The organism is Propionispira arboris (assembly GCF_900109225.1).
In the GTDB taxonomy this organism is placed as follows: Bacteria; Bacillota; Negativicutes; order Selenomonadales; family Selenomonadaceae; genus Propionispira; species Propionispira arboris.
This window is the reverse complement of the sequence record NZ_FNZK01000013.1, coordinates 117764-133279: the sequence shown is the minus strand read 5'-3', so window position 1 is coordinate 133279 and position 15516 is coordinate 117764. Positions and strand designations below refer to the sequence as shown.

16 protein-coding genes and 1 tRNA gene are annotated in these 15516 nt (G+C 37.1%); 16 read left to right on the top strand and 1 reads right to left on the bottom strand.

All coding sequences use genetic code 11. From position 1 onward, the window contains the following. The first annotated feature begins 140 nt into the window (after positions 1-140). The 10 genes from BMY14_RS13280 (at position 141) to BMY14_RS13235 (ending at position 10261) form a co-directional block, all read left to right on the top strand. Positions 141-1313, top strand: coding sequence for an ISL3 family transposase (locus tag BMY14_RS13280; protein ID WP_091829731.1), 1173 nt, complete (start codon positions 141-143; stop codon positions 1311-1313). 128 nt (positions 1314-1441) lie between these two features. Beyond that, on the top strand, positions 1442-1840 hold the full coding sequence (locus BMY14_RS13275) for a cytidine deaminase (RefSeq protein WP_091832698.1): 399 nt from the start codon (positions 1442-1444) through the stop codon (positions 1838-1840). A gap of 67 nt (positions 1841-1907) precedes the next feature. Continuing rightward, positions 1908-3089 (top strand): NupC/NupG family nucleoside CNT transporter, encoded by a 1182-nt coding sequence (locus BMY14_RS13270; protein ID WP_091832695.1) that lies wholly within the window; start codon positions 1908-1910, stop codon positions 3087-3089. Positions 3090-3113: 24 nt separating this feature from the next. Then, on the top strand, positions 3114-4295 hold the full coding sequence (deoB, locus tag BMY14_RS13265) for a phosphopentomutase (protein WP_091832692.1): 1182 nt from the start codon (positions 3114-3116) through the stop codon (positions 4293-4295). A gap of 15 nt (positions 4296-4310) precedes the next feature. Continuing rightward, complete coding sequence (locus tag BMY14_RS13260) at positions 4311-5612, top strand: pyrimidine-nucleoside phosphorylase (RefSeq protein ID WP_091832690.1); 1302 nt, start codon at positions 4311-4313, stop codon at positions 5610-5612. A 104-nt stretch (positions 5613-5716) separates the two neighbouring features. Next, positions 5717-6178 (top strand): ATP-binding protein, encoded by a 462-nt coding sequence (locus BMY14_RS13255; protein ID WP_091832687.1) that lies wholly within the window; start codon positions 5717-5719, stop codon positions 6176-6178. Further along, positions 6175-6477 (top strand): STAS domain-containing protein, encoded by a 303-nt coding sequence (locus tag BMY14_RS13250; RefSeq protein ID WP_019554679.1) that lies wholly within the window; start codon positions 6175-6177, stop codon positions 6475-6477. The genes BMY14_RS13255 and BMY14_RS13250 overlap by 4 nt, the downstream gene beginning before the upstream one ends. Positions 6478-6578: 101 nt before the next feature. Next, positions 6579-7640, top strand: a complete 1062-nt coding sequence (locus tag BMY14_RS13245) for a SpoIIE family protein phosphatase (protein ID WP_091832685.1) — start codon at positions 6579-6581, stop codon at positions 7638-7640. A 26-nt stretch (positions 7641-7666) separates the two neighbouring features. After that, a complete protein-coding gene (locus BMY14_RS13240) occupies positions 7667-8938 on the top strand; it encodes a methyl-accepting chemotaxis protein (protein WP_091832682.1) in 1272 nt (423 codons plus the stop codon). Positions 8939-8974: 36 nt separating this feature from the next. Continuing rightward, complete coding sequence (locus tag BMY14_RS13235; RefSeq protein WP_091832679.1) at positions 8975-10261, top strand: M18 family aminopeptidase; 1287 nt, start codon at positions 8975-8977, stop codon at positions 10259-10261. 61 nt (positions 10262-10322) lie between these two features. Here BMY14_RS13235 and BMY14_RS13230 read toward each other — a convergent pair whose 3' ends face one another. After that, positions 10323-10775 (bottom strand): hypothetical protein, encoded by a 453-nt coding sequence (locus BMY14_RS13230; protein WP_091832676.1) that lies wholly within the window; start codon positions 10773-10775, stop codon positions 10323-10325. Between the two features lie 105 nt (positions 10776-10880). On the opposite strand from BMY14_RS13230, the gene BMY14_RS20600 reads away from it, so the two are divergent. The 6 genes from BMY14_RS20600 (at position 10881) to BMY14_RS13205 (ending at position 15502) form a co-directional block, all read left to right on the top strand. Next, complete coding sequence (locus BMY14_RS20600) at positions 10881-11039, top strand: hypothetical protein (protein WP_177177594.1); 159 nt, start codon at positions 10881-10883, stop codon at positions 11037-11039. A 17-nt stretch (positions 11040-11056) separates the two neighbouring features. Further along, complete coding sequence (locus tag BMY14_RS13225; protein WP_143063178.1) at positions 11057-11422, top strand: DUF3870 domain-containing protein; 366 nt, start codon at positions 11057-11059, stop codon at positions 11420-11422. 277 nt (positions 11423-11699) lie between these two features. Next, on the top strand, positions 11700-12806 hold the full coding sequence (locus BMY14_RS13220; protein WP_091832670.1) for a dipeptide epimerase: 1107 nt from the start codon (positions 11700-11702) through the stop codon (positions 12804-12806). Positions 12807-12824: 18 nt separating this feature from the next. Beyond that, complete coding sequence (locus BMY14_RS13215; RefSeq protein ID WP_091832667.1) at positions 12825-14132, top strand: permease; 1308 nt, start codon at positions 12825-12827, stop codon at positions 14130-14132. A gap of 122 nt (positions 14133-14254) precedes the next feature. Then, entirely contained in the window at positions 14255-15151 is an 897-nt protein-coding gene (locus tag BMY14_RS13210) for a serine hydrolase (protein ID WP_091832664.1), read from the top strand. A gap of 275 nt (positions 15152-15426) precedes the next feature. Further along, a tRNA-Ala gene (locus tag BMY14_RS13205) sits at positions 15427-15502 on the top strand. Positions 15503-15516 lie beyond the last annotated feature (14 nt).

Genomic DNA, 15516 nt, shown 5'->3' with positions numbered 1-15516 from the left:
GGTTCTATAATAAATGTTGGGGTAAGCAAAAAACAAATTGCTTATTCCAACATATTTTTTTGCATAAAAATAGAGCATAAAGTGAATAACTCATTTACAATTAAAGTTACCACAACACTAACCGAAAGGGGTTATCACTTATGCTCAATATTCAGTTTACTACACTTTTCTTAGACTTGGAAGACCTTTCTATTATAAATGTTACAGAAAATTCACTGACGGTTCAATTGCCACGTAAACTCCATATATGCCCATCCTGTGGGCAGCAGACGCAAAAAGTTCATGATTATCGCCTTCAAAAAATAAAACATCTTCCTTTATTACATAAAACTTATGATTTATTCCTGCGCAAACGACGCTATGTCTGTCCGCATTGCTCAAAACGTTTTTTTGAAGACAATCCTTTTCTTTTGAAATATCAACGAATGACGACGTTGCTAAAACAATTTATTATTTCTCAATTTGCACAAGTAAAGTCTGCTTCTGCGATTGCTAAAGACACCAACGTTTCTGTTACGACAGCATTACGTCTTTTCGATCATGTCGACTATCCAAAACCACAGCTGCCAGAAGTATTGTCTATTGATGAATTCAAAGGAAACGCAGATGGAGAGGAATTTCAATGCTTGCTTGTAAATCCGAAGGATAAAAGACCCTTAGACATATTAGAAAACAGAAAAACGGATGACCTGTGCAAATATTTTGCGTCTTTTCCCATAGAGCAGCGAGCCCATGTAAAATATGTAGTTATGGATTTAAGCAGTTTATTTCGCTCTGTAATTAAAAGTAGTTTCCCGAATGCTAAGATTATTGCTGATAAATTCCATACATGCAGGCTTGCGAATTGGGCATTAGAAAGTGTTCGCAAAGAAGTCCAAAAAGAGTTTTCGGACTACCGTCGGAAATATTTTAAAAAGAGCCGGTTCCTCTTATTGAAGAGGCATAAAAATTTAAAACGAGATGAAGATAAAGAACAATTGGCCAATATGCTGGCTGTATCTGAAAAATTAAGTCAGGCCTATCGTTTAAAAGAATTATTTTATGAAGTAATGGACAGCACGGATAGTGTAGAATATGTAAAACGATTTAAACAGTGGCAAGAAAACGTTATGAGATATGATATAAAACAATTCAACAAATTAATGAAGACAGTGATCGAATGGAAAAATGAAATTATTGCAGCAATTTCAACGGGTTATAGCAATGGATATATAGAAGGATGTAACAATCGAACAAAGGTACTCAAACGGACTTGTTATGGCATACAAAAATTTAAACGAATGAGAAATCGGATACTTTATATGGCTGCATAAAAATAGAAAATAGCGAGGAGAAATCCCCTCGCTAAAAATTCACTTTATGTTTTTACCCCAACACTTGACAAAGAACCCAAAAAAGGGCTACTATAAAGTTATAAAAATGAAAAGAGGCGAAGTTTGATATGGATTATGAAACATTACTAAACAAAGCTTTTGAAGGAAGATCGCGGGCCTATGCACCTTATTCCAATTTTTATGTTGGTGCTGCTGTGGTTATGGAAGATGAAAGTATATATACGGGCTGTAATATTGAAAATGCATCCTATGGTGCGACAAACTGTGCGGAACGGACAGCTATATTCAAAGCTGTTTCCGAAGGACATACAAGCATCAAGGCAATTGCTATTGTTGGCGTAGAGAATGATTACACGTATCCTTGCGGGATTTGCAGACAGGTGATAGCAGAATTTGCGGCAGCCGATATCCAAATTATTTTAGGGAAAAATAAAAAAGAATATATTGTCAAAACTCTTGATGAAATATTACCAGGTGCATTTACAAAAAAAGACTTAGGAAAATAAATAATTTCTAGGTTATAAAATCAGTTTCTGTTAACATACTTTGATACAATTTAGGGGGATTAACCGAGTGAAATATATTATTGGAATAGTTGGACTATTTGTTGTATTAGCTTTAGCTTGGGCGGCAAGCAGTGATAAAAAAAATATTAAATATAGACCTGTTCTTATTATGATTGTTTTACAGTTCATTTTTGGTTTTATTTTACTCAACACAGATGCTGGTAATTTTTTAATCGCTAATATAGCAGCGGGATTTGGTCTGCTATTGAAATGTGCTGGTGAAGGCGTTAATTTTGTATTTGGCAACATGGTTAATGATAATAAGTACACATTTTTTATCAGTGTATTGCTGCCGATTGTTTTTATTTCCGCTTTAATTGGAATCTTACAGCATTGGAAAATTCTGCCGTTTATTATTAAGTATGTCGGGCTTATTTTAAGCAAAATAAACGGCATGGGGCAGTTGGAATCTTATAATGCCGTTGCATCGGTTATTTTAGGGCAATCAGAAGTTTTTATATCGGTAAAAAAACAACTTGCTTTTTTACCGGATCACCGTATGTATACGCTTTGTGCTTCAGCTATGTCCACCGTATCAATGTCGATAGTGGGGGCTTATATGTTGATGATCAAGCCGGAATATGTTGTGACAGCAATTGTTTTGAATCTGTTTGGCGGGTTTATTATATCTTCAATTATCAATCCTTACACGGTGAAACCCGAAGATGATGTTTTAGAAGTCCAGCTTGAGAAAAAACAGTCTTTTTTTGAAATGCTGGGTGAATATATTATGGATGGATTTAAAGTAGCCATGATTGTTGGTGCGATGCTGATCGGATTTGTTGCGTTGATTGCTATGATTAATGGTATCTTTACTTGGATTATCGGGATTTCTTTCCAAGATACGTTGGGGTATATTTTCTCTCCTTTTGCCTTTTTGATGGGAGTGCCTTGGGACGAAGCAATCAAAGCGGCCAGCGTTATGGCAACGAAATTAGTATCGAATGAATTTGTTGCCATGATGTCGCTTTCGTCTGGCGATTTTAATTTTTCGGATAAAACACTGGCAATTGTATCTGTATTTTTAGTTTCGTTTGCCAATTTTTCTTCAATCGGGATTATTTCTGGTGCAGTTAAAGGCTTGAATGCAGAAAAAGGCAATGTAGTGGCTCGGTTTGGCTTGAAATTATTATATGGCGCTACTTTAGTCAGTGTTCTTACTGCCACAGTAGTTGGATTAATAGTATAATAAGAGAAGAGGGAGTGATTTAAAATGCAAAAATTTAAACGAATACATATTATCGTTATGGATTCGGTTGGAATCGGTGAATCTCCTGATTCAAAATTATTTGGCGATGTTGGTGTTAATACGCTTGTTCATATTGCAGAGAAGAAAAATGGCTTACATATGCCGAATCTGCAACGTTTGGGTTTATCTAATATTTGTGAGATACAAGGAATAAAGAAACAATTGTCGCCAAAAGCGTATTTTGGCAAGATGCAGGAATCATCAAACGGAAAAGATACGATGACGGGACATTGGGAAATGATGGGGCTTTATATTGCTGCTTCATTTCGCGTTTTCTCCGATGGTTTTCCACCAGAATTAATTGAGAAAATCGAAACATTCTCTGGTAGGAAAATTATTGGTAACAAACCAGCCAGCGGAACAGAAATCATCAAAGAACTAGGGGAAAGACAGCTTAAAACGGGAGAATTGATTGTTTATACTTCCGCGGATTCAGTACTGCAAATCGCCGCGAATGAACAGGTTATACCAGTGGATGAATTGTATAAAATCTGCCAATATTGTCGTGATATAACACGTGAAGATCCATATGCCTTGGGACGGATTATTGCCAGACCTTTTGTTGGAGATACGGCAGATACTTTTAAGCGGACACCGAACCGACACGATTATGCACTGAAGCCTTTTGGCAAAACAGTGCTGGATTTTTTACAGGAAGCCGGACTTGATTCGATAGCAATTGGTAAAATAGCGGATATATTTGATGGTCAGGGTATTACAAGAGCGATACGGACAAAATCAAATATGGATGGAATGGATCAATTCATTGTTTTGCTCGATGAAAAGTTTCAGGGGCTTAGCTTTACGAACTTAGTTGATTTTGATGCAGCCTATGGACATAGACGCGATCCAATCGGGTATGGGAATGCGCTGGAAGAATTTGATGCTAGGCTTACTGAAGTATTTGCTAAAATGACGGATGAAGACTTATTAATATTGACGGCGGATCATGGCAATGATCCAACTTATAAAGGAACCGATCACACCAGAGAATTCGTTCCGCTTATTGTATATTCTAAGCGATTTTCTGAAGGTAAAGATTTAGAAATTCGCCAGAGTTTTTCGGATCTTGGGGCAACGGTAGCCGATAATTTTGGCGTGACAATGCCAGCATATGGAGAAAGCTTTTTAGGAAAATTAAAATAAAGGTGGTAAATAACCATGAGAATGGTAGATTTAATCTCGAAAAAACGTGATGGACACGAATTAACGACAGAAGAAATCAGCTTTTTCATTGACGGATATACCAATGGAACGATTCCCGACTATCAGGCCAGTGCCATGGCCATGGCGATTTATTTTAAAGATATGAACGATCGCGAAAGAGCAGACCTTACAAGATCTATGGTGAACTCAGGGGAAACGATTGATTTATCAGCGATTGAAGGCATAAAAGTGGATAAACATTCAACGGGTGGAGTAGGTGATACGACAACGCTGGTTCTGGCGCCATTGGTTGCCTCACTTGGTATTCCAGTTGCCAAAATGTCTGGCCGTGGGCTTGGACATACAGGTGGAACGATTGATAAACTTGAATCGATCAGTGGGTTTCATGTAGAGCTGACAAAAGAAAAATTCATTGATTTGGTAAATCGTGATAAAGTTGCGGTAATTGGTCAAAGCGGTAACTTAACTCCGGCTGATAAAAAACTTTATGCGCTTAGAGATGTCACGGGGACAGTCAATTCCATTCCGTTGATTGCAAGTTCAATTATGAGTAAGAAAATTGCTGCCGGGGCAGATGCGATTGTGCTTGATGTGAAAACTGGTGCAGGAGCTTTTATGAAAACGGAAGAAGATGCTGAAAATTTGGCACATGCCATGGTGCAAATCGGCAATCATGTTGGGCGAAAAACGATGGCAATTATTTCGGATATGTCTCAACCACTCGGGTTTGCAATCGGAAATGCACTTGAAGTACAAGAAGCAATTGATACTTTGAAAGGTGAAGGTCCGGATGATTTAACTGAATTGGTTTTAACGTTGGGCAGCCAAATGGTTGTTTTGGCACAAAAAGCTTCAACTTTAGAAGAAGCAAGAACAAAGCTGCAGGAATCTATTAAAAGCGGCAAGGCTTTAGCAAAATTTAAAGATTTTATCAAAAATCAGGGCGGGGATGTTTCTGTGGTGGATCATCCTGAAAAATTACCACAGGCAAAATATAAAATTGAAGTTCGAGCGAAAGAAAGTGGATTCGTAGCAAAAATGGTGGCTGATGAAATTGGGATTGCGGCAATGCTCTTGGGTGCAGGCAGAGCAGCCAAAGACGATGTTATCGATTTGGCTGTTGGTTTGATGCTTCGCAAAAAAGTAGGAGATCCAGTAACGAAAGGGGATTCACTTGTAACGATTTATACAAATTGTGAAGATGTAGACGCTGTAAAAACGAAAATATATGAAAATATTTTTATTGCCAGCGAGGCTCAAAAACCAGTTTTGATTCATAAAATCATTATCGAATAAATAGCAAAAAGCGTTCTGGTTCAATACTGGAACGCTTTTTTATTATAAATTTTGAAAAAATTTGTAATAAAAAAGGTTTTTTCTGAATTATCGAGAATGCTTATATGTTTGGGCTTTTGCCATTTCACAATAAGGAGGGATTATTTCTGATAACAAAATTTAACTGTACCTGCGCTTCGCTTGAAGATTTTCGTATGGCAAGGGAGTCTATACGAAAAAATCTTCGTACAATTTGTCCTGAATATTCGATGCAATTATTTGTAGTCATTAATGAAGCAGTAAATAACGCCTTTTTCCATGGTATAAATGATCATAAAGGTACTCACGTAACACTTGATATTCAGCGAAATCAACAAGATTTATGTATGATAGTAAAGCATAATGGTGAAGGATTTACCCCTGAATACATTGACTGTACCACCAACAGTGAGATGTATAATGAAAGCGGGCGTGGGATTGATATTATTAAACATTATGTGGATTCATTGGAATTCAGTGCCTCAGGTTGTGAGGTTATTATGCATAAACAATTAAGCATTTCATCTATGGGAGGAGTTATTTCATGAAAGCAGACATTAAAATGATCAATAATAAAGTAGTGATTACATTAGAAGGCAGCCTTTATGTTGAAGATGCGCTTTTGATTCGAACAAAAGCATTGTCTTATTTCCAAGACGGGCACAATAATTTTCTCATTGATTTAACACAAGTAGATTATATTGACAGTTCAGGACTCGGAGTCTTAGTTGCTCTGCAAAAACGGGCTTTAGAACATCATGGCGCACTTCAGCTGCGTGGATTAAATGGTGTTGTAAAAGAGTTATTTGAGCTTACTCGCTTAAATAAAATTTTTGAAATTGTATAATGTTTTTTTAGTATTTTGCTAGGAACCTTACATAATGCAAGGCTGCTAGTCTTGTTTTTGTATATTTAAAATACGAAAAGAACCATTGGGAGATCTTAATAATGAACGACTTGCCACTAGAAGAACTCGTCACGAATATTACTCATTTCTTTCCTGATTGTAGTTATTGGATATTTGATATGCTTAATGACCCTTTATTATTACTTGATGAGTTTGGCATGATTTTATTCATGAATGATAAAGCACGCACTTTTTATGGACACTCACTGGAAGAGGCGAAACAGCTTCATATAGCGCAACTTGATTTAAAAATAACCGTTTCTGCCCAATACCTGCATACGATTCGTAAATCTGGCGATGCAGGCTATATTTTCTTATCTACTCATAAAAAAAAGAGTAACGAACTTGTACCTATACAAATTCATGCCCGTTATATTACAGTGCACGATAAAAGCATTTTTGCTTTGGTGATAAAGGATATTTCAGTAGAAAAACAGCTTAAACAAGAATTTGAGCTTATTAGCCAAATGCAAAAAAATATGCTGCCCGCTAATTATAAAAATCCGCTTATTGAAATACGTTCTATTTATCGACCTTATAATTATGTAAGTGGTGATTTTTTTGATTTTAAATGGGAAAATAATCACATTTTACATGGCTATATTTTTGATATTATGGGGCATGGTTTGGCGACAGCATTCAATATGTCAGCTATTCGAGTTTTATTGTCGCAGGCTTTCGGACAGCACATTCCATTGAATGAAAAATTGGCTTGGTTTAACCAACAGGCTATTTCGTTTATAGAGAATGATTCATTTGTGGCTGTTCTTGGCTTTTCATTTGACTTTACTACAAAACAACTGACCTACAGTATGGCTGGTATCAATCAATTTTTATTCGTGAACCAAAATCAGTCATTGGTAATTCAAGAGCCAGGTATTTTTGCCGGATTAGATAAAAATGCGATATATGAACAACATACCATGTCATTTTTTTCAGGCGATATTTTTTATTTTATGACGGATGGGTTATTTGAGCTGCTTTCAACCCCGGCAGAATCGTGTCCAAGCGGCAGTGCGGCAAGTTATCGCTGGCTTTGTAAAGCTATGCGCAATCCGGTGCGTCGCGATGATATTTCTGCATTATGTTTATATATAAAATAAGCCCTTTATAGATTGGATGATGATACATGAAACTTACTTTACGTATGAAACTTTTGATCGGTTTTTTTTCGCTGCTCGTGTTGACCTTGATTGGTCAAACCCTCATGTTGAGTAATCTTGGACAAAATTCTGCCAGTTTGCTTGGACAATTACTTAGCGAAAATGTAATTTTACTTGTTATCGAAATGGCAGTTGCTATGGGTATCGTTTTTCTTTTGGAAAGATCCATTTTAAGATCGATTGACACATTACGTCACACGATGAAACGTGCTGGAGAAGGTGATCTAACCGTACATAGTGACATGCAGACAAAGGACGAATTCGCTGAATTAGCGGATTCTTTTAATACGATGATTGATAGTCAGGATCGGATCGTTCGGCAGGTATCAACTGCCAGCGACCAATTATCAGCGGCTTCAGAAGAAATGTCAGCTTCCTCACAGGAAGTAACTGCTTCATTTGAAGAAATCGCCAGCAGCATGGAGTCTTTGTCGGGTGAAACCGAAAAAGGTAATAAAGCGGTACTGGAAGCATCGCAGTCTTTGGTACAGTTATCATCGCTGATTCAAATGGCCAAGCTTAAAGCTGGCACGACAGAGAAAGATTCCGTGGCTACGCAAAATTCGGCACAAGAAGGTTTAAATAATGTGCATGAAACAATTCAGACGATGAATAAAATCAAAAACCAAACGCAAATAACATCGGATATGATTCATGATTTAGATGAATATTCGCAGCAAATCAGTCAGATTATTGATACGATTACATCCATTTCGAATCAGACGAATCTGCTGGCTTTAAATGCGGCGATTGAAGCCGCCCGTGCAGGTGAACACGGCCGAGGTTTTTCTGTCGTAGCGGAAGAGGTTCGAAAATTGGCGGAACAATCCAATCAAGGTACACAAGAAATTACACATTTAATTGAAAATGTATCACAAAAAACAGCCCAGGTAGTCACTGCTATGGCGGAAAACAGTACACAGGTAGAAGCTGGTGTAACAGCGGTTACGCAGACAGGAACTGCATTGGATATGATTTTGCAGGCAGTGAAGCACACTGCTGCGGAAATTAATGCCATTACCAATATTGCGGCGGAAGAAGTTGCGAATTCGGATCAGATTGTTCAATTGATTGATAATCTTGCCAGTATTATCGAAGCAGTAGAAAAGCATACCGAATCAATTTCAGCTGCTACACAGCAGCAAACAGCAGCGATGCAGAATGTTTCCAGTTGTGCGGAAGAAACAGCTGCAATGTCCGGTACATTGAAAAATAGTATCCAACATTTTAAGCTATAAATTTTTTCGAGAATGATGAAAAAAGGAGTCGGGCAAATGGATACAAAACAAACTGCCGAGAAATTACTAAGATTGATAAAGACATGTCCATCACCGTTTCATACGGTTGAAACTAGCATATGTATACTAGAAAAAGCCGGTTTTATAAAACTGCTGCCAACCGAAGTTTGGAAATTAGAATTGGGCAAAAAATATTATATGTCTGTCTATGGTTCAACGCTTATTGCCTTTCGTATTGGCGAAAAAGCGCGCGCCGGGCTGCGAGTAGCAGCAGCACATACGGATTTTCCCTGTTTGAGGATTAAGCCCGCAGCCTCAATTAGTGAAAATACCTATGGAAAACTCAATGTGGAAACATACGGTGGACTTATCTTAAATACATGGCTGGATCGACCGCTTTCTATAGCAGGTAAGGTAGCAATAAAAGGCAGTAACGCTTTTTCACCAGAGATCAAGTTGGTTGATCTGAAACGCCCCTTGCTTACCATTCCTAATCTTGCAATTCATATGAATCGTACTGTTAATGAAGGTGTTGCATTAAACCAACAGAAAGATATGCTGCCACTGGCAACAATGCTGAAAAAAGATGGGAAAGACAAAAATTTCTTTGATGGTTTTTTAGCAAAAGAAATCGGCTGTAACAAAGAAGATATTTTAGCCTATGAGCTTACGTTATACCCGACTGAAACAGGATGCATTATGGGATTTAAGGATGAGTTTATTTCCTCACCAAGACTCGATAATTTGACTTCGGTGCAGGCTTGCCTGTCCGGAATTATAGAAGGAAAACGTAAACAAGGGATAGACATCATTGCTCTGTTTGATAATGAAGAAGTCGGCAGCCACACGAAGCAAGGGGCTGGATCGGTTGTTTTACCACAAATAATCGAACGCATTTATGAAATGCTGGGGTATTCCCGGAGTGCATATTTTTCCGATGTAGCCGGTGGGTTTATGTTGTCAGCGGATGTTGCTCATGCGATGCATCCTAACGTACCAGAAAAAAATGACGTAACCAATAAACCCATATTAAATGGTGGAGTTGTTCTTAAAATGGCCGCAAATCAATCTTATGCTGGTGATACGGAAGCCATAGCTGTTGCCGCAGAACTTTGTAATCAAGCTAATATTTTATATCAGCATTTTGTCAATCGTTCTGACGCAAAAGGAGGGTCTACGCTTGGTTCTATCGTTTCGGCACTTTTGCCAATGCGTACGATGGATATTGGCGTGCCGATTCTGGCTATGCATTCTGTGCGTGAAATGATGGGGATAAAAGATCAAAAAGCGCTTGAGGATATGATAAAGGCATTTTTCTCTTAAACAACAAAAAAGCATGCTTTGTAAAAATTTACAGGGCATGCTTTTTGTTTTTGTGAAGATTTTAATAAAGAATACGAATGCTGCCATCGTTAAAGATTTCAATATCATTATAACTATCCAATATCTTTTTTGCCGTGTTCGGACCTACGGTTGAGATAGCAACCTGATCATAAATGATGGAACAATAACTATTGAAAATTCCCAGATTGTTGATGCCGATATAATGGTGAACATCATTTTTTCTTCCATTTGGCATCAATTTTAAGCCGTTCTTTTTTAGCCATTCAACCGTTTCCTCATGCGTTTTGAGACTTTTTGTGAGGTACGCTATTACATGACGATCTGTAGCAGCATGACCGATTTTGAATTGATCTAAACATTCTTGACAAATGCCTTTTTCACCAACAAAAGCGTAGGCGACGGGTTTGTCTTCGTAACAATAAAAGCAACTGCCATTATTATGGCGACGCCACTTATAAACATCTTCAAAAGTTTTTTTCTTTAAAAATACCATGTAGTAATTCTCCCTAATCTATTGAGTGATACCTATTAGTATATCTGTTTCGTATCCGCTTGTATATAAGAAGCCGATATATGCCAGATATTATAAAATATGCCGATGGATAAAAAAATAATGAAAAATATAGTTTCAGGCAGATATTATATTGACGAATACTTTGATTTCTGGTACGATGACTTTATAAATTATTGTTTGGCAATGGAGCCTCGCCTTTTAAAGGGAGGTTTCTTTGTTTTTTTAGGGAAAAACAAACATTAAGGTGAGGGCTGAATTTTATGCAACAAGATATTGATTTACCATTTTGTTATGGTGAGAATACAATATATGTAGTTGGTAATGCAAAAACACAACAAAGTAATCCTATTACTATTCAATTTGGACAATTTTTTATTGGGTTTGTTATTGATAGAGAAACTGGAATGATTATTCAATGTGATGTTTCAGCAACACTTCAGACGACAACGAAGTTTATTCGCAGCTTATTTATTGGTAAAAGTATAAAAGACAATGCAGAAATAATTAAACAAGAAATTGAAAGTCGCTATTTTGCATCATCCCAGAAAGCTATTTTTGTAGCGTATAAGGATGCACAAAAAAAGTTTAACTGTATTCAAAAAGGAATACAAATAGATTTATCATAATATGTTTGAATTTTATGATAAAATCATTATCTGGTTAAAATATTTTTCATTGTTTTAACGAATATCATATATTTTTTGAATGTTATACATTTATGCTGCTTTATTTACATATATGCTTGCTTATAAACAGGTGTAGACTTAAATGAAATCCAGCAAGATATGTTCTCTTAATAGGGAACTGTCTTGTTGGATTTTTCTCGTTTATGGCAGGTGCAATTATTCTTTGGCATTATTAAATGTGGTTAAGTAAAATGGAAAAAGAGGAGAAGGTTGTATCATGAAAATTACTGAAATTAAAATTGGCAAAGTAAGTATTCCCTTAAAAAAAACATTTAAAACGGCCTTACGACAGGTGGATTCAGCGGAAGATATCATTATTAAAATAATGACTGATACCGATGATATCGGGTTTGGTAATGCACCACCTACGGCAGTTATTACCGGTGACAGCCAAGACTCAGTTGTTGCAGCGATTCGTGATACGATAGGTCCGAAGCTCATTGGCATGGATATAGAAAATATTGAAAAAATCATGACGGATCTAGATGCATCCATGCTGCATAACAATTCAGCTAAAGCAGCCATTGATATTGCTATTTATGATCTGTTTGGCAAACTGCATAAAATTCCTTTGTATAAATTATTTGGAGGATATAGTAGTAGTATGACAACGGATTTGACGATCAGTGTAAATACTCCCGAAGAAATGGTCACAGATTCCCTCGAAGCATTGGCAGAAGGTTATACCGAACTAAAACTGAAAGTTGGCACCAATGCAGCTTTGGATATTAAAAGAGTAAAGGCCATCCGCGAAGCAGTAGGCAATGTTGTTAAAATTCGACTGGATGCAAATCAAGGCTGGAATCCGAAAGAAGCGGTTCGAACGATTCACAAATTTGAAGATCTTGGGCTGGATATTGAATTCATTGAACAACCAGTTAAAGCTCATGATTTTGAAGGTCTAAAATATGTAACAGATCATGTGGAAACCAATATTATGGCAGATGAAGCAGCCTTTGGTCCTTATGAGGTATTTAGACTTTTGTCGATGCGAGCTTGTGACTTGATTAATATCAAATTAATGAAAGCTGGTGGTCTACATAATGCCATTAAAATTGCGGATATGGCTGAAACTATGGGAGTACAATGTATGATGGGTTGTATGCTTGAAAGTAAGGTTGGCATTAGCGCAGCAGCAAGTATAGCAGCTGGAAAAAAAATCATCACAAAGGCAGATTTGGACGCAGCAGTATTATTAGCCTCAGATCCAGTCGTAGGGGGTGTAACTTTTTGTGAAAATCAGATTTTTATGTCCAATACTCCCGGATTGGGAATAACAGCTATAGAAGACTGGCAAGAAATTGATAATAAAAATGTAAGATAGAAAGGACTGAATGCTTTTATGGGAGCTGAAGAATTTAGTATTTGGTGGGGTCTGCTGGGTTTATTGCCACTTTTCGTATATGTTGTTCTAGTTTTTCGTGATATGGACCCTCTGCCAGTTACGGTTTTGTGTGTTATTATCGGGGCCATTCTTACCAGTCAAACACTCGTGTCATTCGCAACTGTTATGTCCAATGCCATGGGATCTTTCTTGGCTTTAGTTGGATTGATTATCATGCTGGGACGTGGACTGGGAGAAGTTCTGACAGAGACAAAGGTCAGTCATACACTCGTACACAAAATCATTTATAGTATAGGTGTTGATACCGAAAATAAAGCAATGCTGGGGATGATGCTGGCTTGTCTTGTGGTTGTCGGACTTCTCGGTACTATGGCTGGTGGCAATGCTATTTTGGCACCGATTATATTACCTATTGCTGCAGCGGCGGGTTTGACTCGTAGTACGGTGGGCGTACTGTTTCAAGCCTGTGGTGAAGAAGCACTCATTTTAGGCCCATTTACACCGCCAGTTATTGCATTACTTGGGCTAACACATACAAGTTATGGTGAAATGCTTTTAAAGGTTGCGTTGCCAATTGCATTTGTAACGTTAGTCACGACTTGGATTGTGGTGCATCGCATTCAGAAAACAACAAAAGGTAAAAATGATTATGATATTCCGCAAAATGTTGAGCAATTCGCGCCTACGAAGAGACAAAATTATTCAAGTCTGATTTTTATCCTTGCATTTATTGCGGCTGTTTTATATGGCATTATAATGAAAGCGGGTACGGCCTATGTTATTGTCGTTATGCTTGGTTTATCAATCATTACAGGTCTGGTCGGTGGTTTAAACATTGATAAAATTTTCAAGCTGGTTGTCAAAGGTATGGCTGGTAATGTAGGGTTATTTATTTTATTTCTCTTTTTAGAACCATTTATGAATTTTATTGAACAAGCTGGAGGGTTTAAAGCTTTAGGGCTTATTTTGCAACCTTTAGTTAATATGGGTGGCAAACCTTTTGTTGCGATTATTGGAGGCTTGACTGGCGCTTTTGGCTTAACGGGAGCTACGGTTGCCGTAATGAAAATGCTCAATGACATGTTTGGTACATTGGTAACGCAATATGGTGTATCGATGGCTGCTTGGTCAGTGGGGCTGGTGGTAGCTACTCGGGTGGCGAATTTCGTATATCCAGGTTCTAATATGTTTAGTTCGATGGGATTTGCCGAATCGAAGGATATTAAATCTATGATTAAAAATGGCGTTATCGTGGCATCCATGCAAATAGTATTTCTTATTATTTATGCCAATTTATTTTCGTAAATAAGTGATATCTTGATTTAGATTTGAGTGAGTAAAGTTAGGATTGGGTTTAACTCAATCGTTTCACATAATCACGGAGTTCAATAGTTGAACTTAAATATATATTATATGAGGAGAAAATTATGATGAAGAAGTTGCTTGTAGGTAAAAAAGTAATACTGTCAATATTCACATGTTTCATATTTATATGTTTGATCGGGTTGAGTTTGCCCGAAGCAGCTGGTGCAGCAGAGCCGATGTCTGAAAAATGGTTAAGTAAACAGGTTTCAACGATACCAATAGAGAAAGATGTAAAATATGCGGTCTATATAAAAAATTTAAAAGTTGATGATAAGGCAGTCGTACTAAATTCTCATAAAATGGCTTCGGCAAGTTTAATTAAAATTCCGATCATGATTGAAGCATTTAATCAAAAAAATCAGGGGAAACTCAATTTTAATGAACAAATCGTTATTAAACATGCACAAGCAGTTGAGGGGGGATCTGTTTACAATCTACCAGATGGTACGGTGCTGACGGTAGGACAGATCTTGGATTTGATGATTGTTCAGAGTGATAACACTGCAGCTAATATTTTAATTGATAAATTAAAAATGGAAAATATCAACGCCATGATTCAAAAATTAGGGTGTAAAGACACAATTTTACAAAGGAAAATGATGGATTTTGAAGCTGTTAAGCAAGGTCGGCAAAATTATACTTCGGTAACAGATATGGCGAATATATTGGGAAAACTCTATAATTCACAATGTCTTGATCCAGAAAGTGATAAGGCTATGCTTGCTATTATGCTTCAACAAGAAGATAATACAGTAATTCCGGCGCAAATACCTCATGATTTGAAGATAGCCCATAAAACAGGGGAATTAGATGGCATGTATTATGATTGCGGCATTATATATGGTCATAGTAGTGACTATATTCTCTGTATTATGGCTGAAAATGTGAAAGATGAACCGCATGTATTATATGATATGTCATCTTTATCTTTGGCAATTTATGATAAGATTGGTCGCTGAACAAAAAGATGTCACAGTTATGGCGCAAAGAACCAAATAGTTTGCTAAATACTAAGTATCCTAAATGAGAAAAGTATAGAAACATCGTACATCGAAAAAAATGCGATATTTTAGGAGAGCAAGGTCATTCAATTCATGGACGACCTTGCTTGAGCAGTGAAAAAAAGAACTAATTATATTATATAGGGGGTATTGTGTTCTATAGCCATATAATGTATAATAAAAACCGTTGTAAGCCTTATAGCACTGGGCTTAGAATATTTTAGAGTTTTATTGGGGATGTAGCTCAGCTGGGAGAGTACTTGAATGGCATTCAAGGGGTCAGGGGTTCGAACCCCCTCATCTCCACCAATATGAAATCAAGG